The organism is Fodinicola acaciae, assembly GCF_010993745.1.
Taxonomy (GTDB): Bacteria; Actinomycetota; Actinomycetes; order Mycobacteriales; family HKI-0501; genus Fodinicola; species Fodinicola acaciae.
Map to the genome: position 1 here is coordinate 784,505 of NZ_WOTN01000001.1, position 26,656 is coordinate 811,160.

Here is a 26,656-nt window from a genome sequence, read left to right on the forward strand (position 1 = left end):
CTCCTCAGCCAGAAAACCACCGTTGTGGTGCCGGACGCAGGTTCTGGTAGATGTGTTTCACCTCCTGGTATTCGGCCAGACCGTGCGGACCGAGCTCGCGGCCGACGCCGGACTGTTTGAAACCACCCCACTCGGCCTGCGGCAGATACGGATGGAAGTCGTTGATCCACACCGTTCCGTGTCGCAGCCTGCCGGCCACCCGCTGCGCTTTTCCAGCGTCCTGCGTGAAAACCGCACCAGCCAGGCCATAGGTCGTGTCGTTGGCGATGCGTACGGCGTCGTCCTCGTCGGTGAACGTCTCGACCGTCAGCACCGGACCGAAGGCCTCCTCGACGACCGCGTTGCTGCCTTGTCCTACGCCGTCCAGAACCGTTGGCAGATAGAAGAAACCGTTCTGGTAACGCTCGCCGTCCGGGCGCCGGCCACCGCACCGCAGGACGGCGCCTTCATCGACGGCTGTGCGTACGTATCGCTCGACTTTTTCTCGATGCGCGGCGGAAATCAACGTGCCAGTCTCCGCGTCGGTGTCGAACGGTCCGCCGAGACGGATGTTTTCCGCGCGGCGTACGACCTCCTCGACGATGTCGTCGTGCACCGACTCCTGCACGATCAGCCGCGCGCCGGCCGAACACACCTGGCCGGAGTGCAGGAAGGCCGCGGTGAGTGCGTAGTCGATCGCGGTTTCGGAGTCGGCGTCGGCGAAAACCACATTCGGGTTTTTGCCGCCGAGCTCCAGCGCCACCTTTTTCACCGTGGTGGCGGCGTTTGCGGCGATCGTACGACCGGTGACCAGCCCGCCGGTGAACGAGACCAGATCGACGTCCGGATGCGTGGACAGCGGTGCTCCGGCGCTCGCTCCGGCACCGAGCACGAGATTTCCCACGCCGGCTGGCAAACCGGCCTCGGTGAGCACGTCCATCAGCATGATCGCGGTGCTCGGCGTGAGCTCGCTCGGCTTCAGTACGAACGTGTTGCCGGCGGCCAGTGCCGGCGCGACCTTCCAGGAGACCTGCAGAAGGGGATAGTTCCACGGTGTGATCAGTCCGCAGACGCCGACCGGCTCGTGCACGATCCGGCTGAACGTGTCGGCGTTGCCGGTGTCGACGATCCGGCCGGCGTCCTGGCCGGCGAGTTTTCCGAAGTAGCGAAAGCAGGACGCGATGTCGTCCATGTCGTATTCGCTCTCCACCAACCGCTTTCCGGTGTCGAGCGATTCGGTGCGAGCGAGAGCATCCTTGCGCGCGCCGATCAGATCGGCGACGCGAAGCAGCAGATCGCCGCGCTCGGCGCTGGCCGTCTGCGGCCAGCCACGGGAATCGAAAGCATTCCGCGCGGCGGCTATGGCGGCGACGGTGTCCTCGGCGGTGGCCTCGTCGACGGTCGCGACCGGCGTGCCATCGGCAGGGCAACGGATTTCCCGGCGTCCGCCGGCTTTGGCCGCCACCCATTCGCCATCGATGTACAACTCCGCCATGGAGGCACATTAGCCGGCACCGGGCCGGTTCGCGATACGGTGCGGTCATGGCGCAGCGACAGGCGGCTGGTGGCGGACGGTGGGTGACCGTGCCGCCGGAGCGGCTGCGCGGCTGGCTGGACCGCTTCGCCGACCGGCACGGGGTGTTGGAGTCGACGTTGGCCGACGACGTCGTGCACGTACGCGCCGACGACGGCTCGACCGCCGACATTCGGGTGCCGTTTCCACCGCTCGCGGTTTCCGGCGGACTGTTGACATCCCTGTCCGCGCACGCGGCCGTCGATCGTACGGTGGGAGTGTTGCTGGTGCGGCTCGGCGGCTTCGCGGCCGGCGTGTTCCGCGGCTCGAAGCTGCTGGTGTCCAAAGTGGACAGCCGGTTGGTGCACGGCCGGTCGGCGGCCGGCGGTTGGTCGCAGCACCGGTTCGCGCGGCGGCGCGAAGGCCAGGCGAGGGCGGCGTTGCAGGCGGCCGCCGATGTCGGGGCGCGGATTTTGTTGCCGCACCTGGAAGAAATGGACGCGTTCTTCGTCGGCGGCGACCGGAGCGCGATCGAGGCCGTGCTCGAAGACACACGGCTGAGCGCGCTGCGGCCAAGCGACCGGTTTTTGACCGTACCCGACCCGAAAAAGGTCGTGCTGGAGCAGGCGCCGGAACAGTTTCGCGCGGTGGAGATCCGCGTCGTGGACGTCACACGCGACTGAGACTGTCGGTGCCGGCCCGTAACGTCCTCGGCATGACAGCACCGATCATCAGCGTCACCGACACGGTCGATGAGCGTACGGCCGAGGTCGTCACCACCGGTCTCGACGAGTTCAACAAGGCCGCGGCCGGCTACAACGACCGCCAGCCGCTGTGCGTCACGGTCACCGACGCGGCCAGCGGCGAGGTGGTCGGCGGCGCCATCGGCCGGAGCTCGCTCGGCCTGCTGTTCCTCGACTACATCTACCTGCCGGCGCGGCTGCGCGGCGGCGGCCTCGGCAGCCGGCTGCTGGCTGCGTTCGAGGCGGAGGGACGGCGGCGTGGTTGCCGCGCCGCCGTTCTCTACACCATCAGTTTCCAGGCTCCCGGCTTCTACCAGAAGCGCGGCTGGACCGTTTTCGGTGAGGTGCCAAGCGATCCTCCTGGCACCAGCCGGATTTTCCTGCGCAAGCTCCTCTAGGGTCGAAACAGACCCTAGGCGTTGATCCGTACTAGTGACGCGCCGAGCGTCGAGGTGCCGTCACCGAAGGACATCTGCCCCAGGTAACGCTTTCCGGCGGACAGGCCAGACCAGGCCGCGGTGACCGTGGCCGCCTTGCCGAAGCGCGCGGCCTGGCTGGCCGGCGTCGCGGTCAGGTTGCCGGCCGCGGTCGACCCCAGCGACCAGTCGAACTCCTTGATGGGCTGCTCGGTCTTGCCGGAGCCGAGCGCGAACAGGTCGAGGTAGACGTCGTACGAGCCGGCCGCCGGATCGACCAGGTCGACCTGTTCCTGTGCGGTGGCGCTGCTGCTTGTGCCGACCAGGTCGGCGGTGCCGGCCTTGTAGACGAACATGTCCAGGTCGGTGCCGGCGGCCACGTCGGCGTCGAAGGTCGCGAACCGCGCCAGCTTGGTGCCAGCCGGCACCGTCACGGTGAACTTGGCCGTGTGCGGGCCCGCGACCGGCGCGCCGCTGGGGAACGCGGCGCCGGACGGCTCCTTCAGCGTGGCCGGCCGCTCGTCGCCGGCGACCAGGCCGGTCACCGAGGTGACCAGCTTGCCGTCGTACGCCGGCACCGGCGACACCTTCGCCGAGCCGGACGTGCCGGTGCCGTTGATCGTGGATGGCGAGCGTACGCCGACCGGCCGCACGGCCAGCACGCTGCGGACGTTGTGCGTGCCGTCCGACCAGGTCAGCGAGCCGTTCGCGTACGTGCCATAGGCCGCGGTCGTACGCGTGAAGGTCACCTTGTAGGACGCCGACTGGCCGGGACGCAGCCGCAGCGTGGTCGGCGACACGGTCACCGTGACGCCGGCCGGCGCGGACACGCTGGCGAAATAGCGCGTGGTCGTCGTGCCGACGTTGGTGACCGTACGCGTGACGGTCTGGATGCCGGGCAGGTCACCGATGGCGATGTTCGGCTGGTTGAGGTCACTCGGGTCGATGCTGCCGAAGACCCGGCAGGTCATGCTCTTGGCGTCCAGCTGCCGCACGCCGCACAGATAGCGGACCCAGTCGCGCAGCTTGCTGTCGTAGACCAGGCCGGGATCGGCCGCCGAGTTCGGCGTGACCTCGCCGGAGCCGTAGTCGAACGGGCCGGCGTCCGGGATCGGGTTGCCCTTGTTGTCGACGGTCGAGGCGGTCGTCATCAGCGCCGACTTGACCATCATCGGCGACCACTTCGGGTGCAGCTGGCGGATCAGCGTGGCCAGGCCGGTGATGTGCGGCGCGGCCATCGACGTGCCCGACTCGAAGTCGTAGTCGCGGTGGTGCGAGACCGGCGACACGGCGGCCAGCACGTCCACGCCCGGGGCCATGATGTCCGGCTTGAGCAGGTCGCCTTCGCCGGACAACGCGGGACCGCGCGAGGAGAACGCGGCCACCTGCGGTGCCGCTGCGCCGACGACCTTCGTGCCAGCGCTGAGAGACGCGGTGGCGTTGGCGTTGCCGTTCGCGTACGCCTTCACCGCCGCGCCGTCGGTGTCGCTGAGGTGCACGGTCGGCAGCGTGTGCAGGTCGGCGTTGAGCGAGTTGGGGCTGGTGTTGGCCAGTACGACGCCGACGCCGCCGGCCTCCTGCACGGCCTTGCTCTTGTCGACGCGGTCGCTGACGCCGCGGTCGCAGACGACGATCTTGCCGGCGACCTTGGCCGGATCGAGGAAGCCGTCCGGATGCGCTGGGTCCCAGGTCTTGGAGAAGCACAGCCGTACGCCGTTCGGGTCGGCGCCGGCGCGTGCCGCACCGCTGGCCAGGATGAGCGGGCTGGACGCTACGGCCGCGCCGATGCCGGCACCGGTGTAACCGGCGCCGTTGCCGAGAGTCACCTTCGCCTCGAACTGGCGGTCGTGCGTGCCGGCGGCGACGGTGGTCAGCCACGGCGAGTTGTGCGCGACCGTGCTGGCGTCCGGGCCGTTGTTGCCGGCCGAGGCGGAGACGAAGATGCCGGCGTCGGCGGCGTACAGGAAGGCGATCTCGACCGGGTCGACCGAGCTCGCGGTGCTGCCGGAGATGGAGAAGTTGATGACATCGACGCCGTCGCTGATCGCGTCCTCGATGCCCTGCGCGATGTCTGCCGTACTGCCGGAAGCGGACGAGCCGGTGTGCCAGAGCACCTTGTAGACCGCGATTCGTGCGGCAGGTGCCATGCCACTGCCTTTGCCGAGCGAGTTGCCGTTGACGACCATGTCGGTGTTGTAGTTGCCGGCCGCCGTGGACGCGGTGTGCGAGCCGTGGCCGTTGATGTCGCGCGCGGAGGCGACCTCGTCGACGTACGGCGCCTTGTGGATGGCGTCGTTGCCGCCGATGCCGGCGTTGTAGTAACGCGCGCCGACGATCTTGCTGTTGCAGGTCTGCGCGGTCCACTGCTCGCCAGCGACACACGCGCCGTGGAAGCCGTGCGGCTTCTTGGCGTTTGGCAGCGGCTTGAACGAGGCGTTTTCCGGCCAGATGCCGCTGTCCAGGTCGCCGATCACCAGGTTGTCGCCGCCGCCGGCGTTGGCCGGACCGCCGAGCTTGCTCCACAGGCCGCCCGGCTTGTCGATGCCGAGGAAGCTGGGCGTGCTGACCGTGTCGGCATAGCGCAGCTCGTTTTTGCTGACGCTGAGTACGCCCGCGGTCTTGGTCAGCTGCAGTGCCTTCGCCGAGGTCATCCGGGCGGAGAAGCCGTTGAAGCTCGCGGAGTAGTCGTAGATCTTGCTGATGCCGCCCGTCTGCCGGATCAGCGAGTCGTGCTGGCTACGCAGATAGGCGCGGTATTTGCCGACATCGGCGCTCTTCGCGTCGAACTTGCCGCCGTCAGCCGGCTTGGTCGCCTTGTAGCCAGGCACGGTGCCGGCGTACGCGGTCGCCGGCAGGTCGGCCATCTGCACGATGTACGTGCCGGTGGTGCCTTCCGCGGCGACCGCCGACGAGCCGGGAAGCGTCACGGCGAGCGCGGCGACCAGCACACCGGCGCTGACCCCCGCGAACACTCGTCGCAACGTCTTGTTCGGAAGAAGGCGCGTACCGACCACGACAGAGCTCCTTGGCAGCCGAATGAGTGGCCCGTACGGGCCGGTCAGCAGTATGCGCGTTGAGCCCCGGATCGGTAGCGGTTTTGCAAAAAATCCTTGACGGAGGGTCTGACTTGGGGCGGATTCCGTAGTTTTTGCGGTTTAGCGCAAGGTCTCGCATTGGCGGGGGTCGCCGCTGTTGTAGCCGGTGAAGAACCACTGCTGCCGCGACTGCGCCGAGCCGTGCGTCCAGGTCTCCTCGTTGACGCCGCCGCCGGCGGACTGCTGGATGCGGTCGTCGCCGACCGCGGCCGCCGCTTGCAGCGCCTCCTGGATGTCGCGCTGGTCGACTGTGGCGACCGGACCTCCGCCGGCGTTCTTGGCCCACACGCCGGCATAACAGTCGGCCTGCAGCTCCAAAGCGATCGAGTACTTGTTCTTGCGGGACGGATATTGCTGCTGGAGCTGGCGGATCTTCCGCTCGGTGCCGGTGAGGTTCTGCACGTGGTGGCCGAACTCGTGTGCCAGCACGTACGCCTGCGCGAACTGGCCCGGTGCGCCGAACCGGCTGGCCAGCTCGGAGTAGAACGAGAGGTCGATGTAAACCAGCTCGTCGGCCGGGCAGTAGAACGGTCCGACCGCGGAGTCGGCCTGGCCGCAGCCGGTGTTGGTCGCGCGGCTGAAGAAGACCGCCTTGGTCACGCGGTATGGGACGCCGAACGACTTGGGCAGCTCGGACTTCCAGAACTGCTGGATGTCGTTGACGTAGAAGCCGTTGCGGCAGTCCAGCTCTTTGAAGCGATCGGGATTGTTCACCGAGCATTTCTCGGCCAGCGCCCGGTTGTCGCCGGAGGAGCCGCTGCCACCGCCGGTGAGACCGCCGACGTCGATCGTACCCGTGCCGAGCAGCGCGCCGATGACGACGATGATGAGGCCGACGATGCCACCGCCGACGGTCATGCCGCCGCCGGGGATGCTGAAGCCGCCGCCACCGCCGCCGGTGTAGCCGCCGTACCCGCCACCGCCGCCGAAGCCGCCGCCACTACTGTCGACATCGCGGCGGTCGTCGATCTGGGACGCGTCAAGCGAGGCGTCGGAGTCGAAGTCGTTGTCGGACATGCGGTTGATTATCGGTGTGACCGTTGACGATCGCCTGGCGGGTCAGCCCCGTACGGTTGGCACGCGGTCCAGCTCTATGCCGAAGCGATCGCGGTACGCGGCGAGGATCTCGGCGTCGGAGGACAGCTTGACCTCCTCGCGGTCGGCCCCGGTGGTGATCGTCAGTGTGTCGCCGCTCAGCGTGACCCGGCCGGCGTCGGTGACCAGCGAGCACACCAGCGACTGGGTGAAGTGCGTCGTCGGCGAGGTCTGCTGCCACCAGCAGGTCGGCGCGAAGTCGGCGAGCGGCCGCGGACGCGTCTCCAGGCGGTATTCCGGCGAGCCGTCGCCGGTGACGGTGAGGTCGCCGTCGGGCTCCTCGGTGATCCGGAACGTGCCGCCGGGGTCGTCCTGGTCGTCGCGGCCGTCCAGCCGGATCGGGTGGTGGGTGAAGCGGCCGAAGCCGACATCGACCAGCCACGGCTCGGCCAGGTCGACGCGTATCGCCATGTGGTCGAACGGCGGTCCCCAGTTGCCGCCGCCGTACGTACGCGCACCGAGCAGTGTGACGCGATAGCCGAGAGCTGACAGCAGAAAACCGAAGGCGCCGTTGAGCTCGTAGCAGAAGCCGCCACGGCGGCGGTCGACGATCTTGGCCAGCACGTGCTCCTCGTCGAGCACGATCGTCTCGCCGAGGTGGATGCTCAGGTTTTCGAACGGGACGCTGCGCAGGTGCGCGATCTGCAGGTCACGCAGCGAGTCGGCGTCGGCGCTGCCGTTCCAGCGGGCGCCGATGCGGTCCAGGTAAGCCGCTGGGTCCATGGCGCGACCCTACCGGCGCGGCAGTCAAGGTTTGTCCAAGGTTTGTTCCCGGGCGCCCGCGCATAGTGGGTCATGGCCGGCGCCAGGTGCGACAACTGGCACCGGCCAAGCGGGTGGCACCAGGCCGACAACTGGTGCCACCCCCTCACGACCTGGAGGACGGCGATGCGCGGCACCCGGATAACGCTGTACGGCTGAGCTCTCTCTTGGCGCGGCAGATCTCGCGACGACCTACCGTCCGCGGCCGGCGCCCGTGATGGGGCGCTAAATGCCGCTTTTGCGCGCTTGTCGTACGTGTACGGCCTCAGGCTCTGGCTCAGGTGACCCATGTGACTGGCGAGGCAAATTTTCGCGAATTGCCGGCAACCTCTCAGACCCACCCCCCACCCGTCACTGGGTGGGGGTGATTCTTGTCGGTGGGTACGACAGTTTCGGCAGGGTTCGGCGTGTCGGCGCGCCGGTGTGCTGAGCTGGTGCGGTGAGCCTCTGGTCACGGCGACGGTAAATCGCTCGACGCAACAGGTACCATTGTCGGCGTGACTGCTCGGACCTCCTGATGTGGCCGCGCCCGGCAACGACCGGGCACCGACGCGGCCCATCCCTGCTACCTGAGGCACAGGTCCCTTTCTCATGATCTCCGTTACCGATCTCGAACTGCGCGCTGGCGCGCGCATCCTGCTTTCCGACACCAACCTCCGCGTCCAGCCGGGCGACCGGATCGGTCTGGTCGGCCGCAACGGCGCCGGCAAGACCACCACGCTCAAGGTGATGGCCGGCGAAGGCCTGCCGTACGCCGGCAACGTCACGCGCTCCGGCGCGGTCGGCTATCTGCCGCAGGACCCGCGCACCGGCGACCTCGACGTGACCGCGCGCGACCGCGTGCTGTCCGCCCGCGGACTGGACACTCTGCTGCACAGCATGGAAAAGACGCAGGTCGCGATGGCCGAGGCGGTCGAGGAAGCCGAGCGCGACCGGCTGATCCGCAAGTACGGCCGGCTGGAGGACCAGTTCGCCGCGCTCGGCGGATACGCGGCCGAGAGCGAGGCGGCGCGCATCTGCGCCAACCTCGGCCTGCCCGACCGCGTGCTGGCGCAGCCGCTGCGTACGCTCTCCGGCGGCCAGCGGCGGCGCGTCGAGCTGTCCCGGATCCTGTTCTCCGACGCCGAAACGCTGCTGCTGGACGAGCCGACCAACCACCTCGACGCCGACTCGATCGGCTGGCTGCGCGACCACCTGCGTGGCCACAAGGCCGGCCTGATCGTGATCTCGCACGATGTCGAGCTGCTCGACGCCGTCGTCAACAAGGTCTGGTATCTGGACGCCAACCGGGCCGTCATCGACCTCTACAACGTCGGCTGGAAGACGTATCTGCAGCAGCGCGAGACCGACGAGCGCCGCCGCAAGCGCGAGCGCGCAAACGCGGAGAAGAAGGCCTCCGCGTTGATGGCGCAGGCCGACAAGATGCGCGCGAAGGCGACGAAGGCGGTCGCCGCGCAGAACATGCTGAAACGCGCCGAAAAGATGCTCTCCGGCCTGGAGGAGGAGCGCGTCTCGGACAAGGTGGCGAAGGTACGCTTCCCGGCTCCGGCGCCGTGCGGCAAGACACCGCTCACCGCCGAGGGCCTGAGCAAGACCTACGGCTCGCTGGAGGTCTTCACCGACGTGGACCTCGCCGTCGACCGCGGCGCGCGCGTGGTCATCCTCGGCCTCAACGGTGCCGGCAAGACGACGTTGCTGCGTTTGTTGGCCGGCATCGAAAAACCGGACACCGGTGAGGTCGTTCCGGGCCATGGCCTCAAACTCGGCTACTACGCGCAGGAGCACGAGACGCTGGACACCGACCGTACGGTGCTGGAGAACATGCGCGCGACCGCGCCGGACTGGACCGACGGCGAGCTGCGCAAGGTGCTCGGCGCGTTTCTGTTTTCCGGCGACGACGCGCAAAAACCGGCGGCCGTGCTGTCGGGTGGCGAGAAGACGCGGCTGGCGCTGGCCGGACTGGTGTGCTCCAGTGCCAACGTCCTGCTGCTGGACGAGCCGACCAACAACCTCGATCCGGCCAGCCGCGAGCAGGTGTTGGACGCCATCGACCGCTATCCGGGCGCGATCGTCCTGGTCACCCACGACGGCGGTGCGGTCAAGGCGTTGCGGCCGGACAAGGTGATCATGTTGCCGGACGGCGTCGAGGACATCTGGAGCGACGACTTCGCCGACCTGGTCGCGCTGGCCTGATTTCTGGTCGTGCCGGTTTTCGTTGTGGTACAACGAGTTCAGCTTGATCGTTAATGCTGTCCGTTTTGTCAGACAAGATCACGTACGGCGGAAGATTGGTGGCGCGCTGGTCGCTTGTCGAGTGGCCAGCGGGCTCCCGGACGAGCATGATCTCTTGTTACGGTCGTCACAGGCCGTGTACGGACCATCCTCGAGCTGTGAGGGACGGCAAGCGATGGCACCCAAGGGCAAAGCGAAGGCCGAAGCAACGATGGTGAAGGGACGGAGGATCACCGGCGACGAGCGCTCGACGCTGGCCAAGGACCTCACCCGTCGCTACGAGTCGGGGGAGAGCATCCGGTCACTGGCGTCCTCGACCGGCCGGTCGTACGGCTTCGTACACCGGATCCTCAGCGAGTCGGGCACGACGCTGCGCGGCCGCGGTGGCGCGACCCGCGGCAAGAAGCGCTAACCGCGGCAGCGGATGAAGTTCATCGCGGTCAACGTCAACACGACCTCGCGCTGGTTGGCCAGCTCGACCGCGGTGTGGACGATTCCCCTGTCCGGCTTGGACTTCGACCGCCGCGCGTCGGCTACGGTCGCGGTCACGTGGAGCTGGTCGCCGGGCCGCACCGGCGCGGTCCAGCGCAGCTCGTCGACCCCTGGTGAGGCAAGGCTGGCGTTGGCCGAGATGTAGTGGTCGGCCAGCAGTCGCATCATCACGCCGGTCGTCTGCCAACCGCTGGCGATGAGCCCGCCAAACGGTCCCTCTTTCGCCGCCAGCGGATCGGTGTGGATCGACTGCGTGTCGTATTTCCGCGCGAACTCCAGGATCTCGTCCTCGGTGAGGGTGATGAAACCGTACGAGTACGTGGAGCCGACGCGGTAGTCCTCGAAGAACCTGTCGTCGATCGGCGCGTCGAAGTCGGCGGTCAGCGCTTGGGTCACGGCAAAGATCCTACGTCAGCGCTGTGACGGGATCGCTTTTCCACGGCGGTAGTCGAAGATCAGGCTGGTGTTGGTGTGCTGCACGGCCGGCTCTGAGCTGAGATGGTCGAGGACGAAGTCGCGCAGCGCCTGCGCGCTCGGCATCGCCACGTGGATGACGTAGTCGTCGGCGCCGGACATGAAGTAGACCGCGATCACGCCCGGCAGCTCCGGCATCTTGGACAGGAACGCGTCCATCTGGCCGCGCGTGTGCGCGTGCAGCCGTACCGAGATCATCGCCTGCACCGGCAGGCCGACCGCGTTGAAGTCCAGGTCGGCATGGAAGCCGCGGATGACCCCTCTCGCGCGCAGTGAACGCAGCCGTGCGTGACAGGTCGACGGTGCGATGCCGACCGCCTCTGCCAGCGCGTTGTTCGGGATGCGCGCGTCCTCGCCGAGCTTGGCCAGGATCAGCCGGTCGACCGGGTCCAGGCCGGACTGCTGCAGATTGTTCGGCACGTGATCGACATTACCGGCCGGCCCGAACGATCGTCGGGTTTTGCGACATTCGCAGAATCATCTGCGTTCTTTCTTGCACTGAATCGGGCATCTCTTCATCATGTGGGGTACGGCCCGGTGTCTCACCGAGGAGATGCCGCCGCAACACAAGGGGAGCACGTACGTGAAGATCGCGGTGCCGCGCGAGGTCAAGAACCAGGAGTACCGGGTCGCCATCACCCCGGCCGGTGTGCACGAGCTGGTCCGTCAGGGTCACCAGGTGTACGTCGAGACCGATGCCGGCGTCGGCTCCTCGATCGCCAACGAGGACTACCAAGCCGTCGGAGCCACCATCGTGCCGACCGCCGACGAGACCTGGGCCGCCGGTGACCTGGTGCTGAAGGTCAAGGAGCCGATCGAGTCCGAGTATCACCGGATGCGGGAGGGCCAGACCCTCTTCACGTATCTGCACCTGGCCGCCGACAAGCGGCTCACCGAGGAACTGCTGGCGCGCAAGGTCACCGCCATCGCGTACGAGACCGTCGAGCTGCCGGACCGCTCACTGCCGCTGCTCGCGCCGATGAGCGAGGTCGCCGGCCGGCTGGCGCCGCAGGTCGGCGCGTACACGCTGATGCGCGCCGAGGGTGGCCGCGGCATCCTGATGGGCGGCGTCTCCGGCGTGTACGCGGCGAAGGTCGTCGTCATCGGCGCCGGTGTCTCCGGCATGAACGCGGCCGCGATCGCGCTCGGCATGCAGGCCGAGGTTTTGCTGCTGGACAAGAACATCGAGAAGCTGCGCTCGGCCGATCGGATCTATCAGGGCCACCTGCAGACCGTCGCGTCCAACGCCTTCGAGGTCGAGCGCGCGATCGAGGACGCCGACCTGGTCATCGGCGCGGTGCTGGTGCCTGGCGCGAAGGCGCCGACGCTGGTCACCAACGAGCAGGTGTCGCGGATGAAGCCCGGCTCGGTGCTGGTCGACATCTCCATCGACCAGGGTGGCTGCTTCGAGGACTCGCGGCCGACCACGCACGACAATCCGACGTACAAGGTGCACAATTCGATTTTCTATTGTGTCGCCAACATGCCTGGCGCGGTGCCGCACACGTCGACCAACGCGCTGACCAACGTCACGCTGCCGTACGCGGTGGAACTCGCCGCTCGCGGCTGGCAGGAGGCCTGCCGCCGCGACCCGGCGCTGGCCAAGGGCCTGAACACCTGGAACGGCGAGCTCACCAACGCCCCGGTAGCCGAGGCACACAGCCTGCCGTCGGTGGAGCTGACCGCCGCGCTTTCCTAACCTCTTCGCACCACGGCGTCCGGCCCGCACAATCGGGTCCCGTTCGTAACGCTGTTGGGGCTCACAACGGCGTGGGTTCCCCAACGGCGTCACAATCGGGTCCCGATTGTAGGGGTTGCCGCCTGCTATGTCTGTTTTGTTGCCTTGTTGGGCAACTGTTACGCGGCCAGCCGCCTCACCCGCATTGTCAGCCACACCAGTCACACCAGCACCACCCCGGCCGCCGCTCAATGTTCGCATGGCCCCCATACGTGCGCCAGACGCACGCATGGAGGCCCTACTACCAAAACGCAAACCGGCAAGACAGACATTTAGCGCTACAGAGGTCGTGATGGCGTCCAGGCGCCCCCTCTCTTGAGGTCGCCCGCCGCGCAGGCGCGCCCGCCGCGCAGGCGAAAAACCACCACCCACCCAGCGCACCAATCAGAAAAGCCACCACTCCGCTACCGCGATACGCGGCACCCATAACCCCTCAGCACCCCGCAACGCACCCCACACCCCTCGCCACAGGCCCGGCCGGTCAAGCCGCGGCCGTGAGCACCACGTAATCCTCCTCAGACAGCTCCACTTCCTTGCAGTTCTCCTCAAGATGCGCGATCGAGGACGTCCCGGGGATAGGCACCATCACCGGTGACCGCCGCAGCAACCAGGCCAACGCCACCTGTGCCTCGGTCGCCCCGATCCGCCGCGCTATGCCACCCGCCGCGGCGACGTTCCGCTTGATCGGGAGCCACGGAATGAACGCGATCCCATGGCTTTCGCAGTGTTCCAGTACGTCCTCGGAGGCGCGGTCGGCGAGGTTGTAGCGGTTCTGCACGCTGGCGATCGGGGTGATCCGGCCGGCCTCGACGATCTGCTCCACCGTCACCTCGGACAGGCCGACGTGCCGCACTTTTCCCTCGTCCTGCAGGCGGCGCAGCGCGCCGATCTGGTCGGCGAGCGGTACGAGCGGGTCGACGCGGTGCAGCTGGAACAGGTCGATGCGGTCGAGCTTGAGCCGGCGCAGGCTCAGTTCGCATTGCTGGCGCAGGTATTCCGGCCGGCCGCATGGGATCCAGTCGGTGCCGGGCTGGCACTGGCCGGCCTTGGTGGCGATGACGACGTCGCCGTACGGATGCAATGCGTCGGCCAGCAGTTCCTCGTTGAGCCCCAGGTCGTACGCGTCGGCCGTGTCGATGAACGTGACGCCGAGCTCGACTGCGCGGCGGGCCGTCTTGACGGCGTCGGCGTGGTCGGGCCAGTTGGGTGCTCCGGTCAGCCGCATGGCTCCGAAGCCGAGCCGGTTGACGGTCAGGTCGCCGCCGATAGTGATCTGTTTGGTCATGCTGTCGACAATGGTGCAGCCGACTCTTAAGGACAAGCGACTCTTTCTCGACCCAATCGCGTAGCATCACTACGATGTTGAACCTGGAGCGCCTGCGCGTCCTGCACGCGGTGTCGACGACCGGCTCGGTGGTCGGCGCGGCGCGTACGTTGCACGTCACCACGTCGGCGGTGTCGCAGCAGGTCGCCAGGCTGGAACGCGAGGTCGGCCAGCCGCTGGTCGAGCGACAGGGGCGTGGCCTACGCCTGACCGACGCGGGTGAGCTGCTCGCGCGCAGCGCCGGCGACCTGCTGACGCGCGTCGAGCAGGTGGAGGCCGACCTCGCCGAGCATCGCGGCGCGGTGGCCGGGTCGCTGGCGATCGCCGCGTTCGCCACGGCAGCGCGTGGTCTGCTGCCAGGTGTGTTGCGGCGGCTGCGCGACTGGCCGGACCTGTCGGTGTCGCTGTCGGAGCTCGAGCCGCACGAGTCGGTGCCGGCGCTCTGCCGCGGCGACCTGGACCTCGCGGTCGTGCAGGACTGGCTCGAGGATCCGCTGACGATTCCGGACGGCGTCGCGTCGCGACACCTGCTGGACGATCCGTTCGACTTGGCCCTGCCGGCCGGGCATCCGTTGGCCGGCAACGAGAAGGTGACCGTCGCGGAGCTGGCCGAGCAGGACTGGATCAGCTGGAGCGCCGGCCAGATCTGCCACGACTGGCTGAGCCGTACGCTCCGCTCCGAAGGCGTCGAGCCGCGGGTCGCGCACACGGCGTCCGAGCACTCGACGCAGCTAGCCCTGGTGGCGGCAGGCCTGGGCGCGGCGGTCATTCCGCGGCTCGGCCGCGATCACATACCGGCCGGCGTACGGCTGGTCGCGATCACGCCGACGCCGACTCGCCGCGTTTTCGCGTTGTGGCGCACAAGTGCGTCGGCACGTCCAGCCGTACGCGCCGCGGTCCGCGTGTTAGCGGCGGCGCACGGCCTCCTCGACGAGGTCGAGGACGGGGGACAGGTCGGCGGTTGACCGGCCGGTGCCCAGTTGCATGACCAGGCCGTCCAGCGCGAGCTCCAGGAAGCGCTGCAGCGTCTCCAACGGCACGTCCTCGCGCAGCGCACCGGCCGTACGCTGGCGGCTCAGCCGGTCGCGCGTGGCGGCGGCGATGGCCTCGGCGCGCGCGGCCCAGCGGTCGGCGAACTCCTGGTCGGTGCGCAGCCGCCGCGACACCTCCAGCTGGGTGCCGAGCCAGCCGGTCTCGGACACGTCGTCGGCGCGCGCCAGCAGGTCGCGCATGACCTGCACCAGGCCCTGTTTCGCGACCGTCTCGACCATCTCGGCGGCGTCGTCCTCGGCGACCGCGAGGAAAAGCGACTCCTTGTCGCGGAAATGGTGGAAAATCGCGCCCCGGGACAGGCCGGTCGCCTCTTCCAGCCGGCGGACCGTCGCACCTTCGTATCCGTGGCGTGAGAAGCAGGCCCGGGCACCGGCGAGGATCTCCCGGCGCCGAGCATCGAGTCGGTCCTGGCTCACACGCGGCATCCGGCGATCATAAACGGTACGTACGTCTTGCGGCATCGGAGAGCCTGTTGGCCGGCGCACCTGGCAGGATTGTCGTCATGCAGACGGTCCCAGCCAACCCCATCCGGGTCGCGGTCGCCCAGGCGCCGGCTGAGCCGGCTGACCTCGCTGGAAACGCACGCGTCGCCGCCCGGCTCGTCGGCCAGGCGGCCGCCGCCGAGGCGTCCCTGGTCGTGCTGCCGGAGTTGTTTCTGCCGGCGTACAACCCGCCGGCGCTCGCCGACGCCGACCGGACAGACCTGCTGTCGATGGAGGATCCGCGGCTGGCGCCGATCCAGGAAACCGCGCGTGACAACGAAATTCACGCGATCGTCGGTGCCGCCGTACGCGTCGATGGACGCCGGTTCATCGCCGCGCTGCATTTCCGTCCGGACGGCGGTGTGACGGACGCATATCACAAAAAAAACCTCATCGCGCCGGATGAAAGCGACCTGTTTTCGTGTGGTGACAGCGATGCCGCGATCACCGTCGACGACTGGGTCTTCGGCCTCGGCATCTGTTACGACGGCTGTTTTCCTGAGCACGCCAGGAAAGCCGCGTTGGCTGGCGCGCACGCTTACGCGATTCCGACCGCGTACGTGCACGGCAGCGATCACCGGCGCGACCTGTATTACGCCGCACGTGCGCTGGACAACACTTTCTACGTCCTGACCGCGAACGCGGTCGACGGGCCGGAGCCGTGGCGGCTGAGCGGTGGCAGCGCGATCTACGACCCGGAAGGCCGTCCGCTCGGCCGCGCGCCGGTCACCGGCGAAGGCATGGTCGTCGCCGATCTCGATCCGAAAATCCTGCGCGAGACCCGCGAAGCGCACACCATGCTCGCCGACGTTCAGCTGACCCGTTCGTGAAGCTTGGCGAACTCGGCGGCCAAGGTGTCGGCCGTGTAGTGCGCGTTCAGTCCGCTGGGGTTTGGCAGCACCCACAGTCGTGACCGCGCGATGCCGTCCGGCTGCTCACCGAGTGTGGCTTTCGGCCGCCGCCAGCCGGTGCGATACGCGGTGATGCCGACCAGCGCGATCCACTGTGGACGGTATTTTTCCGCTTTCCGCTCAAGGATTCCGGCGCCGGCGACCAGCTCCTGGGTGGTCAGCTCGTCCGCTCGCGCGGAGGCGCGCGCCACGACGTTGGTGATGCCGAGGCCGTACGACGGCAGCACGTCCTGTTCGCTCGGATGCAGCTGCCGTTCGGTGAAGCCGCCGCGGTGCAGCGCCGGCCAGAACCTGTTGCCGGGCCTGGCGAAATGCCAGCCGGTGGCCGCCGAGTAGAGGCCGGGGTTGATGCCGACGAAGAGGACGGCCAGATCGTCGGCGATCACGTCGGGGATCGTCTTGCCGGCGGCTCCTGCCAGGTCGACTGTCACACCCGGAACGTAACCTGTCTGCGTGGGTTGGACGACAGTGGCTTCCCCGATCGGCGCGGTCGGCCTGATCGCCGACGAGACCGCGGTCCGCGGCGCCAGCTTCGGCGGCCGGATCCCCGCCGGCCTGCCCAAAATCGGCGGCCAGGCGCTGCTCGAGCGGGCGGTCGGCCAGCTCAACGCCTATTTCGCCGGCGAGCTGACCGAGTTTGACCTGCCGCTGGCGATGGCCGGCTCGGAGTTCGAGCTGAAGGTGTGGGACGTGCTCAAGCGTGTCCCGTACGGCGAGACCGTGACGTATGGCTGGGTCGCCGCGCAGGCCGGTGATCCGCTGGCGGCGCGCGCTGTCGGCACCGCCTGCAACCACAATCCGATCCCGATCATCGTGCCCTGCCATCGCGTGGTTGGCGCCAACAAGACGCTGGTCGGCTTTGGCGGTGGCCTGCCACGCAAACGCTGGCTGCTCGAACACGAGGCCAGAGTGCACATGGAGCAGGCCTTCGCCTTCTAGGGTCTGGCCGCAAGGCAGCCTGTTTCCCGTCAGGCAACTCGATGCGGCGCGTACGGTGCCTCCAATGCGGCGATTTCCTCCGCTGTCAAGGAAATGTCGACCGCGGCGATCGCGTCCTGCAGGTGACGGAGTTTGGTGGCGCCCACGATAGGCGCGGTGACGCCTGGCTTGTGCAGCAGCCAGGCCAAAGCGACCTGCGCCGGCGGCACGCCACGGCGTCCGGCGATGTCGTTGAGCGCGTCGACCACGACCTGGTCGCTCTCGTTGTACAGCTGGTCGGCGAGCGGATCGCCGGAGCCGCGTGTCGTCCTACGCTCGCCGCGAGCCAGGAAGCCGCGCGCCAGTGGACTGTATGGAATGACGCCGACCCCGAGATCGCGGCACAGCGGCAGCATTTCTCTTTCCTCCTCGCGATAGACGAGGTTGTAGTGATTCTGCATCGACACGAAGGTGTGGCCGTTGGCGACCTGCTGTGCCTTGCTGAACTGCCACGCGCACATCGTGGAAGCGCCGATATAGCGTGCTTTGCCGGCGCGTACGACCTCATCCAGCGCGGCCATCGTCTCCTCGATCGGCGTTTCGTCGTCCCATCGGTGGATCTGGTAGAGGTCGACGTAATCAGTGCCGAGCCGGCACAGCGACGCATCGATGGCGGAGAGAACATGCTTCCGCGACAGGCCTCGGTCGTTGGGGCCTGGCCCCATCGGATAGTAGACCTTGGTGGCGAGGACGTAGTCCTCGCGATCACTGAAAAGTTTGGTCAGCAGCCGGCCGGTGACCTGCTCACTGGTGCCGCGGTCGTACATGTCGGCGGTGTCGAAGAAGGTCACGCCGGCCTCGGCCGCGGCGCGCACGATCGGCTCCGCCTCATCCTCGGTGAGGTGCCATGACCGCCGCGTCCGGTCGCCGTAGCTCATCATGCCGAGGCCGATCGGCGAGATCCGCAAACCCGATGTCCCTAACCGGCGAGATTCCATGCCGGTGATCATGTGCGGCTGGCGGCCTTGTGACCATGGCGTTTCGCAGGCCACGGCGGTGATTCCCGGTGGATTCGAAGGTGCGCCGCCACGAACGCCGTGAGGTTGTGCCAATGGCAGGATTGGTGACCGACCGACGAGGGGGGAGCTGGATGAGCGAGCAGGCGCGGCGACGCGGCTGGTACGTGCCGATGGTGGCTCGGCGGACGGACGAGGAGCATCGCGCGTCCACGCCGCTGGAGCTGTTCTTCGACCTGTGCGTCGTGGTCGCGGTCGCGGCGGCGGCCGGGGGACTGCACCACGCGTTGGCCGAGGGACACGTGATCGACGGCCTGCTGCGCTATGGCGGTGTCTTCTTCGCCATCTGGTGGGCCTGGATGAATTTCACCTGGTTCGCTTCGGCGTACGACACCGACGACGCGATCTACCGGGTCACCGCGTTCGTGCAGATCGGTGGTGCGTTGGTGATCGCGGCCGGGGTCGGCCAGGTCTTCGAGCACGCCGACTGGCGGGTGATGGTGGTCGGCTATGTCATCATGCGGCTGGCCGGGGTCACACAGTGGCTGCGCGCCGCGTACAGCGATCCAGAGCGGCGGCGCTGCACGTTGCGCTATGCCGGCGGCATCGCGTTCGCGCAGGTCTGCTGGATCGCGTACGTGCTCTTCTGTCCGCCGGCGCTGGTGGTGCCGGCATTCCTGGTGGCGGCGGCGATCGAGCTGGCGGTGCCGGTGTTCGCCGAGCGCGCGGCGCCGACGACCTGGCATCCGGAGCACATCGGCGAGCGCTATGGCCTGCTCACGCTCATCGTGCTCGGCGAGTCGGTGCTGGCCGCGTCCAACGCCGTGCAAGCCGCGGTCGGCTCCGGTCAGTCGCTGTCCGGCCTGGTCGGTCTCGCGGTCGCCGGCCTGGTCGTGGTGTTTGGCATGTGGTGGCTGTATTTCGAGCAGTCCGAGCATCAAAGCCTCGGCGGCGACTCGCTCGCGCCGAGCATCTTCTGGGGATACGGCCACCTGGTGGTGTTCTCGTCGGCCGCCGCGGTCGGCGGCGGACTGGAGCTCGCCGTGGGCGAGTTGCGCCACGAGGCGCACCTGCCGGCCTTCGGTGTCGGCCTGGCGATCACCGTGCCGGTCGCGCTCTATCTGCTGAGCGTGTGGGTCCTGATGATCGGACCGGCTCGCGGTGACCTGGTGGCGGTCGCGTTCCCGGCCGCAGCGGTGCTGGTGCTGGCCGGCAGCTTCACGCCGGTGCCGGTCGTCGTGGCCGCGGTCGTGGTCGCGCTGCTGGTGGTGGTACGCGTGCTCGCGCGCCGGGAGGCGTAACAGAACACCTCTGGTTGACGCTCCTTGCGTGGCTGCGCTATATTTTGCTCATGCAAGCAAAGACCCGCTCAAGTAAGCAAACATTGACCTTCACCGAGGAGGCTCGGCGCGCGCAGATCGTGGCGGCCGCGATCGAGACGGTGGCCGAAGTCGGATATGCCAAGGCGTCGTTCGCGCGGATCGCCAAGAAGGCCGGCCTGAGCAGCACCGGCATGATCTCCTATCACTTCACCGGCAAGGACGAGCTGCTGCGCGCGGTGGTGGCCGACGTGCTGCGTACGGCGTCCGAGTTCATGCAGCCGAAAGTGCTGTCGGCCAACGGATTTCCGGCCATGTTGCGCGCGCGGATCGAGTCCAATGTGGACCTGCTGGCGCAGCGGCCGGCCGACCTGCGCGCGCTGGTCGAGATCGTGGCCAACGCCAGGACTCCGGAGGGACAGCAGGTCGCGGACGTTTCGGCCATCGCCTCCGGTGTCGACCTGGTGGAGGAGCTGTTGCGCGCGGGCCAGCGCGCGGGGGACTTCGGCACATTCGACGCGCGCGTGATGGCTATCGCGATCACCGGCGCGATCGACGCCTTGGTCACGCGCTGCTCGGCCGGGGAGGAGCTCGACCTCGCGCGTTGCGGAGCCGAGCTTGCCGACCTGTTCGAACGGGCCACCCGGGCATGACCGCGACGGACAACCGCGATGGCGTACGCCGGCTGGTACGCGCCAATCTGGCGACCGTCGCCTTCGACCTGGTGCTGCCGATGGTCGTCTACTACGGCCTGCGCGCCGCCGGCGTCAACCAGTGGTGGGCCCTGATGGCCGGCATCGTCGTCGCCGTGCCGCGGACCGTCCATCAGCTGGTCAGCCGCCGCAAGCTCGACCTGATGGCGATGTTCACCGTCAGCATCATGGTGTTCAGCCTGGTCGTCGGCCTGCTGACCGGTGACGCGCGTGCGTTGGCCGTACGTGAGAGCTGGGCCGCGGCACTGCTCGGACTGCTCGGCCTGTGGATGGTTGTGTCGGTGTTCGCCGGCCGGCCGGCGCTGCTGGTGCTCGGCCGTACGATCGCGGTCACCAAGGTCGGCGAGGCCGGCGCGCGCCGCTGGGAGGAGCGGTGGCAGCACGACCGGCGGTTTCGCCGTGGCACGCGGATCCTCACCTCGGTGTGGGGATGGGGACTGTTCGCCGACGCGGCGGCCAGCATCGTCCTCACGTACGCGCTGCCGCTCGACCTGGTGCCGTTGGTGACCGCCGTGCAGTTCTACGGCGTACTGGCTCTGCTGCTGGCCTTCCATTTCTTCTACACCAAGAAGGTCGATCTGCGTGCCTGACGTGCTGGTGGTCGGCGCTGGTCCGACCGGGCTGCTGTTGGCCAACGAGCTGCGCCTGGCCGGCGCCGACGTGCTGGTCATCGACCGGCTTGAAACGCGCAGCGGCCAGTCCAAGGCGCTGAGCCTGCAACCGCGGTCGGCCGAGATCCTGCACTCGCGCGGCTGGCTCGAGCCGATCAGGACGCGCGAGCACACCACGCTGCCGGCCGGCCATTTCGCCGGAATTCCATTGGACTACACGGTTTTCGACACCGACTTCGGCTTTCAGGTCGGCGTCGAGCAGGCCGATGTCGAGCGTTTCCTGGAGCACAACCTGGATGGCGTGGTGCGGCGCGGCGTGACCCTCCTGGATCTCTGTCAGCGCGAGGAAAGCGTCGTCGCGACGGTCGAGATCGGTGGCGTACAAAGGAAAATCGAGGCCGGATATCTGGTTGGCGCGGACGGCGGCCACAGCACCGTACGACGGCTCGGTGGTTTCGCCTTTCCCGGTCGCGACGCGCGCATGCGAATGGTCGCCGCCGACATCACCTTGTCCGGCAAGACAGACGGCGTCGCCGAGAGCTGGCAACTGCCGAGTTTCGCGGAGCGGTCGGGGTTTCTGCTGCCGCTGCGCGACGGTGTCTACCGGGTTTTGTTCGGTGGCGCCGAACAACAGGAGACGCCGACGGACAGTCCGGTCACGCTCGCGGAGGTCCAGCGCGCGGTGACCGAAGCGTTCTCGCCGGAGATCGTCGTCGACGAGGTCCGCTGGGCCTCGCGGTTCGGCGACGCGTCACGGCAGGCAGAGCGCTATCGGATCGGCCGGATCCTGCTGGCCGGCGACGCCGCGCACATCCATCTGCCGGCCGGCGGTCAGGGCATGAACCTCGGCCTCCAGGACGCGTACAACCTGGGCTGGAAGCTCGCCGCGCAGGTGCGTGGCGAGGCGCCGGACGGCCTGCTGGACAGCTACCACGCCGAGCGCCATCCGGTCGGCGCCGCGGTGCTGGCCAACACCCGCGCGCAGGGCGTGCTGACCATCCCGGATCCGGATGTCGCCGCGCTGCGCGACCTGGTCGCCGGCCTGCTCGCCGATCCGGCCGCCAACCGGCGGATCGCCGGCCAGATCAGCGGCCTCGGCATCCGCTATCCGATGCCCGGCAGTGATCATCCGCTGCTTGGCGCCAGGATGCCGGACATCGTCCTCGCCGACAGCACCAGGCTCGCCGACCACACGCGGACCGGCGGGCCGCTCCTGCTGGCCGCACCCACGTACGCCGGCACGGCCGATTTCCTCGTCACCGCAGCGAATCCGGGCTTCGACGCGGCACTCGTACGGCCGGACGGTCACGTCTGCTGGCTCGCCGGCCACAGCGACGAACCACTGGCGGACGCGGTCGGGCGGTGGTTCGGCGACCGTAAAATCTTCGGCGCCTGTCATGGTTTGGGATGATTGATTGCGAACTTTGCGACCAAAAGTTTTGCTCACTATTGACGGAAAGTCCGTCGCATCCTACGGTTTCGAACACAGCAGCAGCGTTCCTCCGGTTCCCTGACCCCGACCAGGAGGTCCCACCGCGATGGCCAGACGTCTTTTCTCGTACGCGATCCCGCGCCGTCGACGCGCGCAACATCCCCTGAGGCCCACCGGATCCAAGGTGGCGGTGGCCGCGGCGGCGGTGTTGCTCATCCTGACCGCGCTCGTCGTGACGCGGTCGGCGTCAGCGGCGACCGCGTCCTCCGCCGTGTTTTCCACCGACTCGACCTGGGACAGCGGTTACCAGGCCAAATACACCATCACCGCCGGCACGTCGGCGTTGAGCGGTTGGAAAGTCGAGTTCGACCTGCCGGCCGGCTCGTCGGTCGGGTCATACTGGGACGCCGTCGACACCGCCGCTGGCACGCATCATTCCTTTGTGAACCGCGAATACAACGGCGCGGTCGCGGCCGGCGCGTCGACCAGCTTCGGGTTTTTGGTGAGTGGACAGGGAAAGCCGGCCAACTGCAAGCTCAACGGCCAGCCGTGCGGCACGGTCACGCCACCGACCAGCCAACCGCCCAGCTCGCAGCCGCCGACCAGTCCGCCGCCGACGACCGGCGCCGCGCGCATTTCGCCGTACATCGACATCACGATGTCCACTCCGTCGCTGGTATCGGTGGCCAACGCGACCGGCGTGAAGAACTTCAACCTGGCGTTCGTACTGGCCAACAGCTCGGGCTGTACGCCGTCGTGGGGTGGCACCATCGCGCTCAACGACTCGCGGATCATCAACGACGTCAACGCGTTGCGCGGCATGGGTGGCGGCGTGACGGTCGCCTCCGGTGGCGCTTTGGGGCCATACCTGGAAAACACCTGCGGATCGGTGGACGCGCTCTACAACGCGTACGTCCAGGCGCTGGACGCGGTCGGCAGCAACAGCCTGGATGTCGACGTGGAGGCGTCCATCCCTGTCGCCATGGTCAACCAGGCTTTGCTGCGGCTGCAGCAGAACAAGGGCACGCACATCAGCTACACCATGCGCATCCAGGGCCAGGACTATGGCATGGACCCGTTTTCCGTACAGATCCTGCAGGACGCGGCCTCCCGTGGCCTCAACGTCGTGGTCAACCCGATGCTGATGGACTTCGGCTACTCCGGCAACTGGGGTGACGCGATCATCTCGGCCGCCAACGCGACGGTCGGTCAGCTGAAGCAGATCTGGCCGGCCAAGAGCGATGCGCAGGTCAAGGCTTTGCTCGGTCTGACACCGATGATCGGCCGCAACGACACCGGTCCGACCACTGACCAGACGGTGGCGCGGCAGATTCTCTCGTACGCGCAACAAAACCACGTCGCCAGCATCGGTTTCTGGTCCGTGGGCAGAGACAACGGCAACTGTGCCGGCGGTGGCGTGCGACCGGACTGCTCCGGCATCTCGCAGTCGCCGTACGAGTTCACCAACATCTTCAAGGCATACGGCGGCTGACGGTCGCATGGCCCCCATGCTTGCGTCCAACGCAGGCATGGGGGCCATGCGGACTACTTGGTCAGCAGCGACCGCAGCACGTACTGCAGGATGCCGCCGTGCCGGTAGTAGTCGGCCTCGCCAGGCGTGTCGATGCGTACGACCCCGTCGAAGTCCACAGTGGACCCGTCGGCCTTCTTCGCGGTGACCTTGACCGTACGCGGCGTCGAGCCGTCGTTGAGCGCGGTCACGCCGGCGATGTCGAAGGTCTCTTCGCCAGTCAGGCCAAGGGATTCCGCGGTGTCACCGGCGCCGTACTGCAGCGGCAGGACGCCCATGCCGATCAGGTTGGACCGGTGGATCCGCTCGTAGGACTCGGCGATCACCGCGCGTACGCCGAGCAGCCGCGTCCCCTTGGCGGCCCAGTCACGCGACGAGCCGGAGCCGTATTCCTTGCCGGCCAACACGACCAGCGGGATGTCCCGCTCCGCGTACGCCTGCGCCGCGTCGTAGATGGTGGTCTGCTCGCCGCCGGCCAGCCAGTTGCGTGTGTAGCCGCCTTCGACGCCGTCGAGCAGCTGGTTGCGCAGCCGGATGTTGGCGAACGTGCCGCGGATCATCACCTCGTGGTTGCCGCGCCGCGAGCCGTAGGAGTTGAAGTCCTTCTTCGCCACGCCGTGTGTGGTCAGGTATTCACCGGCGGGGGAGTCCAGCTTGATCGAGCCGGCCGGCGAAATGTGGTCGGTGGTCACCGAATCACCGAGCTTGGCCAGTACGCGCGCGCCGCCGATGTCGGTGACCGGCTGCGGTTGGCGTTGCATGCCGTCGAAATACGGCGGCTTGCGGACGTAGGTGGACTCGCCGTCCCACTCGAAGGTGTCGCCGGTCGGTGTCGGCAGCGACTGCCAGCGCTCGTCGCCGGCGAAGACATCGGCGTAGTCCTTGGTGAACATCTCCTGGTTGATCGCCGAGTTGACCACGTCCTGGATCTCCTGCGGCGACGGCCAGATGTCCTTGAGGAACACCTCGTTGCCGTCCTTGTCGGTGCCGAGCGGATCGGACTCCGGGTCCCAGTCCATCGAGCCGGCCAGCGCGTACGCGATGACCAGCGGCGGCGACGCGAGGTAGTTCATCTTCACGTCCGGGTTGATCCGGCCCTCGAAGTTTCGGTTGCCGGACAACACCGAGACGACCGCGAGGTCGTTGTCCTGGACGGCCTGGCTGACCGCCTCCGGCAGCGGGCCGGAGTTGCCGATACAGGTCGTACAGCCATAGCCGACCAGGTGATAGCCGAGCTTTTCCAGATATGGAATGAGTCCGGCCTTCTCGTAGTAGTCCATCACCACCTTGGACCCGGGCGCGAGCGAGGTTTTCACCCACGGTTTCACCGAAAGTCCGCGGTCGACCGCGTTCTTGGCGAGCAGAGCGGCGCCGAGCATGACCGACGGGTTGGAGGTGTTGGTGCAGGAGGTGATCGAGGCGATGGCCACCGCGCCGTGGTCGATCTCGCATTCCGTACCGTTTTCCAGCTTCACCCGAGCCGGGTTGCTGGCGCGGCCGTTGGCGTTGCGTGCGGCCGACGCGTACGCGAGCGGCTCGTCGCTGCCGACGGCCGGCGAGTCACTGGCCGGAAACGACTCGGCGGAGGCCTCGTCCATGCTGGTCTGCACGCTGGTCGTGTAGTTTTTCAGCGCGTCGCGGAAAGCCGTCTTGGCGTTGGACAGCTCGACGCGATCCTGCGGACGCTTCGGACCGGCGATCGACGGCACAACGGTCGACAGGTCGAGCTCAAGATACTCGGAATATGCCGGCTCGTGTGACGGGTCGTGCCACAGGCCCTGTTCCTTCGCGTACGCCTCGACCAGCGCCACCTGCTCGGCCGATCGGCCGGTCAGCCGCAGATAGCGGATGGTTTCCTCGTCGACCGGGAAAATCGCGCAGGTGGAGCCAAACTCCGGGCTCATGTTGCCGATGGTGGCGCGGTTGGCCAGCGGCACGGCGGCGACGCCTTCGCCGTAGAACTCCACGAATTTGCCGACCGCGCCGTGCTGGCGGAGCATCTGCGTGATGGTCAGCACCACGTCGGTGGCGGTCGAGCCGGCCGGAATTTCGCCGGTCAGCTTGAAACCGACGACCCGGGGGATGAGCATCGACACCGGCTGGCCGAGCATCGCGGCCTCCGCCTCGATGCCGCCGACGCCCCAGCCCAGCACGCCGAGGCCGTTGACCATCGTGGTGTGCGAGTCCGTACCGACGAGCGTGTCCGGATAGGCCTGGCCGTCGCGGGTCATCACCACGCGCGCGAGGTGCTCGATGTTCACCTGGTGCACGATGCCGGTGCCCGGCGGCACCACCTTGAAGTCGTCGAACGCGGTCTGGCCCCAGCGCAGGAACTGGTAGCGCTCGCGGTTGCGGCCGTACTCGATCTCCACGTTGCGCTCGAACGCGTCCGGCCGGCCGAACACGTCGATGATGACCGAGTGGTCGATGACCAGCTCGGCCGGCGCCAGCGGGTTGATCCTGGTCGGGTCGCCGCCGAGCTCGGCGACCGCCTCGCGCATGGTGGCCAGGTCGACCACGCACGGCACGCCGGTGAAGTCCTGCATCACCACGCGGCCGGGGGTGAACTGGATCTCGGTGGCCGGCTCGGCCGCGGGATCCCAGCCGGCCAGTGCGCGGATCTGGTCGGCGGTGATGTTGACGCCGTCCTCCGTACGCAGCAGATTCTCCAGCAGGATCTTCAGGCTGTACGGCAGCCGTTTGGCGCCGTCAACCGCGTCCAACCGGAAGATCTCGTAGTCGGCGTCACCGACTTTGAGCCTGTTCTTGCTGCCAAAACTGTCGGTGCTGCCGGTAGCCACGTCCAC

24 protein-coding genes are annotated in these 26,656 nt (G+C 67.9%); 13 read left to right on the forward strand and 11 right to left on the reverse strand.

The features are described from left to right. Nucleotides 1-4: 4 nt before the first annotated feature. Nucleotides 5-1,474: an aldehyde dehydrogenase family protein gene (locus tag GNX95_RS03625; RefSeq protein ID WP_163505724.1), complete on the reverse strand. Its 1,470-nt coding sequence runs from the start codon at nucleotides 1,472-1,474 to the stop codon at nucleotides 5-7. Nucleotides 1,475-1,521: 47 nt separating this feature from the next. Here GNX95_RS03625 and GNX95_RS03630 point away from each other — a divergent pair, with 47 nt between their 5' ends. Both GNX95_RS03630 and GNX95_RS03635 read left to right on the forward strand, forming a co-directional pair. Continuing rightward, nucleotides 1,522-2,175 carry an acVLRF1 family peptidyl-tRNA hydrolase gene (locus GNX95_RS03630; RefSeq protein ID WP_163505725.1) on the forward strand — a complete coding sequence of 218 codons (654 nt, stop codon included), beginning with the start codon at nucleotides 1,522-1,524 and terminating at the stop codon, nucleotides 2,173-2,175. 32 nt (nucleotides 2,176-2,207) lie between these two features. Then, nucleotides 2,208-2,633 carry a GNAT family N-acetyltransferase gene (locus GNX95_RS03635; protein WP_163505726.1) on the forward strand — a complete coding sequence of 142 codons (426 nt, stop codon included), beginning with the start codon at nucleotides 2,208-2,210 and terminating at the stop codon, nucleotides 2,631-2,633. Nucleotides 2,634-2,647: 14 nt separating this feature from the next. Here GNX95_RS03635 and GNX95_RS03640 read toward each other — a convergent pair whose 3' ends face one another. From GNX95_RS03640 to GNX95_RS03650, 3 genes are all read right to left on the reverse strand, one after another. Then, nucleotides 2,648-5,665 carry a S8 family peptidase gene (locus GNX95_RS03640; protein WP_222853373.1) on the reverse strand — a complete coding sequence of 1,006 codons (3,018 nt, stop codon included), beginning with the start codon at nucleotides 5,663-5,665 and terminating at the stop codon, nucleotides 2,648-2,650. Between the two features lie 141 nt (nucleotides 5,666-5,806). Further along, nucleotides 5,807-6,763, reverse strand: coding sequence for a KPN_02809 family neutral zinc metallopeptidase (gene ypfJ, locus GNX95_RS03645; protein WP_163505727.1), 957 nt, complete (start codon nucleotides 6,761-6,763; stop codon nucleotides 5,807-5,809). 42 nt (nucleotides 6,764-6,805) lie between these two features. After that, complete coding sequence (locus GNX95_RS03650) at nucleotides 6,806-7,564, reverse strand: arylamine N-acetyltransferase family protein (RefSeq protein WP_163505728.1); 759 nt, start codon at nucleotides 7,562-7,564, stop codon at nucleotides 6,806-6,808. 630 nt (nucleotides 7,565-8,194) lie between these two features. Here GNX95_RS03650 and GNX95_RS03655 point away from each other — a divergent pair. Next, nucleotides 8,195-9,796 carry an ABC-F family ATP-binding cassette domain-containing protein gene (locus GNX95_RS03655; RefSeq protein WP_163505729.1) on the forward strand — a complete coding sequence of 534 codons (1,602 nt, stop codon included), beginning with the start codon at nucleotides 8,195-8,197 and terminating at the stop codon, nucleotides 9,794-9,796. Between the two features lie 214 nt (nucleotides 9,797-10,010). Further along, complete coding sequence (locus GNX95_RS03660) at nucleotides 10,011-10,247, forward strand: helix-turn-helix domain-containing protein (RefSeq protein WP_163505730.1); 237 nt, start codon at nucleotides 10,011-10,013, stop codon at nucleotides 10,245-10,247. Here the strand turns inward: GNX95_RS03660 and GNX95_RS03665 are convergent. Next, nucleotides 10,244-10,723 (reverse strand): MaoC family dehydratase, encoded by a 480-nt coding sequence (locus GNX95_RS03665; protein WP_163505731.1) that lies wholly within the window; start codon nucleotides 10,721-10,723, stop codon nucleotides 10,244-10,246. The genes GNX95_RS03660 and GNX95_RS03665 overlap by 4 nt on opposite strands. Nucleotides 10,724-10,738: 15 nt before the next feature. Further along, the gene (locus GNX95_RS03670) at nucleotides 10,739-11,221 is read right to left on the reverse strand and encodes an Lrp/AsnC family transcriptional regulator (RefSeq protein WP_163505732.1); all 483 of its coding nucleotides are present in this window, start codon (nucleotides 11,219-11,221) and stop codon (nucleotides 10,739-10,741) included. A gap of 163 nt (nucleotides 11,222-11,384) precedes the next feature. Between GNX95_RS03670 and ald the strand changes: the two genes are divergently transcribed. After that, the gene (ald, locus tag GNX95_RS03675; RefSeq protein ID WP_163507816.1) at nucleotides 11,385-12,500 is read left to right on the forward strand and encodes an alanine dehydrogenase; all 1,116 of its coding nucleotides are present in this window, start codon (nucleotides 11,385-11,387) and stop codon (nucleotides 12,498-12,500) included. Nucleotides 12,501-13,020: 520 nt separating this feature from the next. Here the strand turns inward: ald and GNX95_RS03680 are convergent. Continuing rightward, nucleotides 13,021-13,824 (reverse strand): aldo/keto reductase, encoded by an 804-nt coding sequence (locus tag GNX95_RS03680; protein ID WP_163505733.1) that lies wholly within the window; start codon nucleotides 13,822-13,824, stop codon nucleotides 13,021-13,023. Between the two features lie 74 nt (nucleotides 13,825-13,898). Here GNX95_RS03680 and GNX95_RS03685 point away from each other — a divergent pair, with 74 nt between their 5' ends. Continuing rightward, complete coding sequence (locus GNX95_RS03685) at nucleotides 13,899-14,828, forward strand: LysR family transcriptional regulator (RefSeq protein WP_163505734.1); 930 nt, start codon at nucleotides 13,899-13,901, stop codon at nucleotides 14,826-14,828. Here the strand turns inward: GNX95_RS03685 and GNX95_RS03690 are convergent. After that, nucleotides 14,769-15,341, reverse strand: a complete 573-nt coding sequence (locus GNX95_RS03690) for a TetR/AcrR family transcriptional regulator (RefSeq protein WP_163505735.1) — start codon at nucleotides 15,339-15,341, stop codon at nucleotides 14,769-14,771. The two genes, GNX95_RS03685 and GNX95_RS03690, sit on opposite strands and share 60 nt — an antisense overlap. Before the next feature lie 77 nt (nucleotides 15,342-15,418). Between GNX95_RS03690 and GNX95_RS03695 the strand changes: the two genes are divergently transcribed. Beyond that, nucleotides 15,419-16,228, forward strand: coding sequence for a carbon-nitrogen hydrolase family protein (locus tag GNX95_RS03695; protein WP_163505736.1), 810 nt, complete (start codon nucleotides 15,419-15,421; stop codon nucleotides 16,226-16,228). On the opposite strand, the gene mug is transcribed toward GNX95_RS03695, so the two are convergent. Further along, nucleotides 16,210-16,740 (reverse strand): G/U mismatch-specific DNA glycosylase, encoded by a 531-nt coding sequence (gene mug, locus GNX95_RS03700; RefSeq protein ID WP_222853374.1) that lies wholly within the window; start codon nucleotides 16,738-16,740, stop codon nucleotides 16,210-16,212. The genes GNX95_RS03695 and mug overlap by 19 nt on opposite strands. Nucleotides 16,741-16,762: 22 nt before the next feature. Between mug and GNX95_RS42975 the strand changes: the two genes are divergently transcribed. After that, a complete protein-coding gene (locus tag GNX95_RS42975) occupies nucleotides 16,763-17,248 on the forward strand; it encodes a methylated-DNA--[protein]-cysteine S-methyltransferase (RefSeq protein ID WP_246281498.1) in 486 nt (161 codons plus the stop codon). A 29-nt stretch (nucleotides 17,249-17,277) separates the two neighbouring features. Here the strand turns inward: GNX95_RS42975 and GNX95_RS03710 are convergent, their stop codons facing one another. Next, nucleotides 17,278-18,225 carry an aldo/keto reductase gene (locus GNX95_RS03710; protein WP_163505737.1) on the reverse strand — a complete coding sequence of 316 codons (948 nt, stop codon included), beginning with the start codon at nucleotides 18,223-18,225 and terminating at the stop codon, nucleotides 17,278-17,280. A 152-nt stretch (nucleotides 18,226-18,377) separates the two neighbouring features. Here GNX95_RS03710 and GNX95_RS03715 point away from each other — a divergent pair, with 152 nt between their 5' ends. The 5 genes from GNX95_RS03715 (at nucleotide 18,378) to GNX95_RS03735 (ending at nucleotide 23,810) form a co-directional block, all read left to right on the forward strand. Further along, complete coding sequence (locus GNX95_RS03715; protein ID WP_163505738.1) at nucleotides 18,378-19,544, forward strand: low temperature requirement protein A; 1,167 nt, start codon at nucleotides 18,378-18,380, stop codon at nucleotides 19,542-19,544. Nucleotides 19,545-19,594: 50 nt separating this feature from the next. Continuing rightward, on the forward strand, nucleotides 19,595-20,215 hold the full coding sequence (locus tag GNX95_RS03720) for a TetR/AcrR family transcriptional regulator (protein ID WP_163505739.1): 621 nt from the start codon (nucleotides 19,595-19,597) through the stop codon (nucleotides 20,213-20,215). Beyond that, a complete protein-coding gene (locus GNX95_RS03725) occupies nucleotides 20,212-20,865 on the forward strand; it encodes a VC0807 family protein (RefSeq protein ID WP_163505740.1) in 654 nt (217 codons plus the stop codon). The genes GNX95_RS03720 and GNX95_RS03725 overlap by 4 nt, the downstream gene beginning before the upstream one ends. Beyond that, complete coding sequence (locus tag GNX95_RS03730) at nucleotides 20,858-22,297, forward strand: FAD-dependent monooxygenase (protein WP_163505741.1); 1,440 nt, start codon at nucleotides 20,858-20,860, stop codon at nucleotides 22,295-22,297. Before GNX95_RS03725 ends, GNX95_RS03730 begins: the two co-directional genes overlap by 8 nt. Nucleotides 22,298-22,424: 127 nt before the next feature. Next, complete coding sequence (locus tag GNX95_RS03735) at nucleotides 22,425-23,810, forward strand: cellulose binding domain-containing protein (protein ID WP_163505742.1); 1,386 nt, start codon at nucleotides 22,425-22,427, stop codon at nucleotides 23,808-23,810. A gap of 53 nt (nucleotides 23,811-23,863) precedes the next feature. On the opposite strand, the gene acnA is transcribed toward GNX95_RS03735, so the two are convergent. After that, nucleotides 23,864-26,650: an aconitate hydratase AcnA gene (acnA, locus tag GNX95_RS03740; RefSeq protein ID WP_163505743.1), complete on the reverse strand. Its 2,787-nt coding sequence runs from the start codon at nucleotides 26,648-26,650 to the stop codon at nucleotides 23,864-23,866. Between the last annotated feature and the right edge of the window lie 6 nt (nucleotides 26,651-26,656).